Raw genomic sequence first — 2,958 nt, 5'->3', positions numbered from 1 at the left:
CGGCCGACATCGTCCTCGTCGACGCGCAGCTCGGCGCCGACGGCGCGTTCTCGGCGCTCGCGCGCGAGGCGCACGACGTGCTGGTCGTCACGCGGGTCGCCGCGCAGGCGATCACCGAGGCGTACGCGTGCATGAAACGGCTGCATTTCGCGCATGCGTTCGCGCAGTTCCGCGTGCTGACCAATCACGTCGGCAGCCATGCGGACGCGAAGGTCGCGTTCGACAACCTCGCGGGCGTCGCGAGCCGCTACCTGACGGTGTCGATCGCCGATGCCGGCTGCGTGAGCGCCGATCCGCTCGTCGAGCATGCGCGCGAACTGATGCGGGCCGCGGTCGATGCGTTCCCGTCGTCGGCCGCTGCGCGCGACTACCGGCAGATTGCCGCCGACCTGCTGTACTGGCCGATGCGCCCGCGTTCGGGTGCGGGCCGCGCGGTGCACGCGGGCGGCAAGCCGTCGTATGAGGCGGGCGCGGCACACGCCGCGTGAGTGCCACCGGAAGGAGAGAGCCATGATGTACAACGCTCAAGGAAAGATGTCCCAGGCCGACGTGCTCGCGCAATATGCGCCGCTCGTGCGACGCCTCGGGCTGCAGCTCGTCGCGAAGATGCCGGCGAGTGTCGACCTCGACGACCTGATCCAGGCTGGCATGATCGGCCTGATGGACGCGGCCGGCCGCTACAAGGAAGACCAGGGCGCGCAGTTCGAGACCTACGCGACCCAGCGTATCCGCGGCGCGATGCTCGACGAGCTGCGCAGCAACGACTGGCTGCCGCGCAGCCTGCGCAAGACGTCGCGCGAGGTCGAGCACGCGGTGCACCAGGTCGAGCAGCATCTCGGCCGCTCGGCGAGCGAGACCGAGATCGCGCAGCACCTGAACATGCCGCTCGACGAATACCAGGGGATGCTGCAGGACCTGCACGGCAGCCAGCTGATCTATTACGAGGATTTCGACCGCGCGGCCGACGACGAGCCGTTCCTCGACCGCTACCGCGTCGATCACGCCGATCCGCTGTCGGCGCTGCTCGACGAGCACCTGCGCGAAGCGCTCGTCGAGGCGATCGAACGGCTGCCGGAGCGCGAGAAGCTGCTGATGTCGCTGTACTACGAACGGGGTCTGAATCTGCGCGAGATCGGCGCGGTGCTCGAAGTGAGCGAATCGCGCGTGTGCCAGCTGCACAGCCAGGCCGTCGCGCGCCTGCGCGCACGGCTGCGCGAACAGGCGTGGGTCGGCGCGGAGTCCTGACCCTTTCCTGACGGCCGCGCGCGCCGACGCCGCGCGCTCGTGCCGGGTGAGTGCCGTGTGTGTGCGCGCTTGCGCATTCCGCGCGCCGATTTGCTACAATCCCCTCCGTTTTCCGAGGAGCGTTGCGACGGACCATTCTGCGTCCGCCAGGCTCGGAAGGCTTCACCAAGCAGCCGTGCGGCAAAACCGCGCCGGCTCCGCTTCCTGAACGGCGCTCACGTCACCAATCTAGAAACTTTTTAGAAAGGAGGGCGTGATGAACGCCATTATCGATTCCAAAGCTTCCAACGATTACATCGTCGCCGACATGGCGCTGGCCGGCTGGGGCCGCAAGGAACTGAACATTGCCGAGACCGAAATGCCGGGCCTCGTGCAGATCCGCGACGAATACAAGGCGCAGCAGCCGCTGAAGGGCGCGCGCATTGCCGGTTCGCTGCACATGACGATCCAGACGGGCGTGCTGATCGAGACGCTGAAGGCGCTCGGCGCGGATGTCCGCTGGGCCTCGTGCAACATCTTCTCGACGCAGGACCACGCAGCGGCCGCGATCGTCGAAGCCGGCACGCCGGTGTTCGCGTTCAAGGGCGAATCGCTCGACGAATACTGGGAATTCTCGCACCGCATCTTCGAATGGCCGAACGGCGAATTCGCGAACATGATCCTGGATGACGGCGGCGACGCCACGCTGCTGCTGATCCTCGGCTCGAAGGCCGAGAAGGACCGTTCGGTGATCGCGAAGCCGACCAACGAGGAAGAAGTCGCGCTGTACAAGTCGATCGCGACGCACCTCGACGCGGACCCGACCTGGTACTCGACGCGCCTCGCGCACATCAAGGGCGTGACCGAAGAAACCACGACCGGCGTGCACCGCCTGTACCAGATGGAAAAGGACGGCCGCCTGCCGTTCCCGGCGTTCAACGTGAACGATTCGGTCACGAAGTCGAAGTTCGACAACCTGTATGGCTGCCGTGAATCGCTGGTCGACGGCATCAAGCGCGCGACCGACGTGATGATCGCGGGCAAGGTCGCGGTCGTCGCGGGCTACGGCGACGTGGGCAAGGGCTGCGCGCAATCGCTGCGCGGCCTCGGCGCGACCGTGTGGGTCACCGAAATCGACCCGATCTGCGCGCTGCAGGCGGCGATGGAAGGCTACCGCGTCGTGACGATGGAATACGCGGCCGACAAGGCCGACATCTTCGTGACGGCCACCGGTAACTTCCACGTGATCGGCCACGATCACATGAAGGCGATGCGCCACAACGCGATCGTCTGCAACATCGGTCACTTCGACTCGGAAATCGACGTCGCGTCGACCCGCCAGTACCAGTGGGAAAACATCAAGCCGCAGGTCGACCACATCATCTTCCCGGACGGCAAGCGCGTGATCCTGCTGGCGGAAGGCCGCCTCGTGAACCTCGGCTGCGCGACCGGCCACCCGTCGTTCGTGATGTCGAACTCGTTCGCGAACCAGACGCTCGCGCAGATCGAGCTGTTCGTGCGCGGCAACGAGTACGAGAACAAGGTGTACGTGCTGCCGAAGCACCTCGATGAAAAGGTTGCACGCCTGCACCTGGCGCGCATCGGCGCGAACCTGTCCGTGCTGTCGGACGAGCAGGCTTCGTACATCGGCGTGCAGAAGGACGGCCCGTTCAAGCCGAACCACTACCGCTACTGATCCGATGCGCCGCCGCCGCAGTGCCGTGCGCGCGTCGC

At 66.3% G+C, this 2,958-nt stretch carries 3 protein-coding genes and 1 riboswitch; all 3 genes read left to right on the top strand.

What is annotated here, in order from left to right; genetic code table 11:
- On the top strand, positions 1-488 hold a 488-nt coding region (locus tag JYJ84_RS32880), incomplete at its 5' end, for a MinD/ParA family protein (protein WP_374102150.1).
- A 22-nt stretch (positions 489-510) separates the two neighbouring features.
- Positions 511-1,245, top strand: coding sequence for an RNA polymerase sigma factor FliA (locus JYJ84_RS32875; protein ID WP_006484033.1), 735 nt, complete (start codon positions 511-513; stop codon positions 1,243-1,245).
- 108 nt (positions 1,246-1,353) lie between these two features.
- Positions 1,354-1,469: riboswitch (S-adenosyl-L-homocysteine riboswitch) on the top strand.
- Positions 1,470-1,501: 32 nt separating this feature from the next.
- The gene (gene ahcY, locus JYJ84_RS32870; RefSeq protein WP_122944141.1) at positions 1,502-2,920 is read left to right on the top strand and encodes an adenosylhomocysteinase; all 1,419 of its coding nucleotides are present in this window, start codon (positions 1,502-1,504) and stop codon (positions 2,918-2,920) included.
- Positions 2,921-2,958: the final 38 nt, after the last annotated feature.

It is taken from the genome of Burkholderia sp. LMG 13014 (assembly GCF_905232215.1).
GTDB lineage: Bacteria > Pseudomonadota > Gammaproteobacteria > Burkholderiales > Burkholderiaceae > Burkholderia.
The sequence above is the reverse complement of the archived record's forward strand: the minus strand, read 5'-3'. Positions and strand labels throughout refer to the sequence as shown.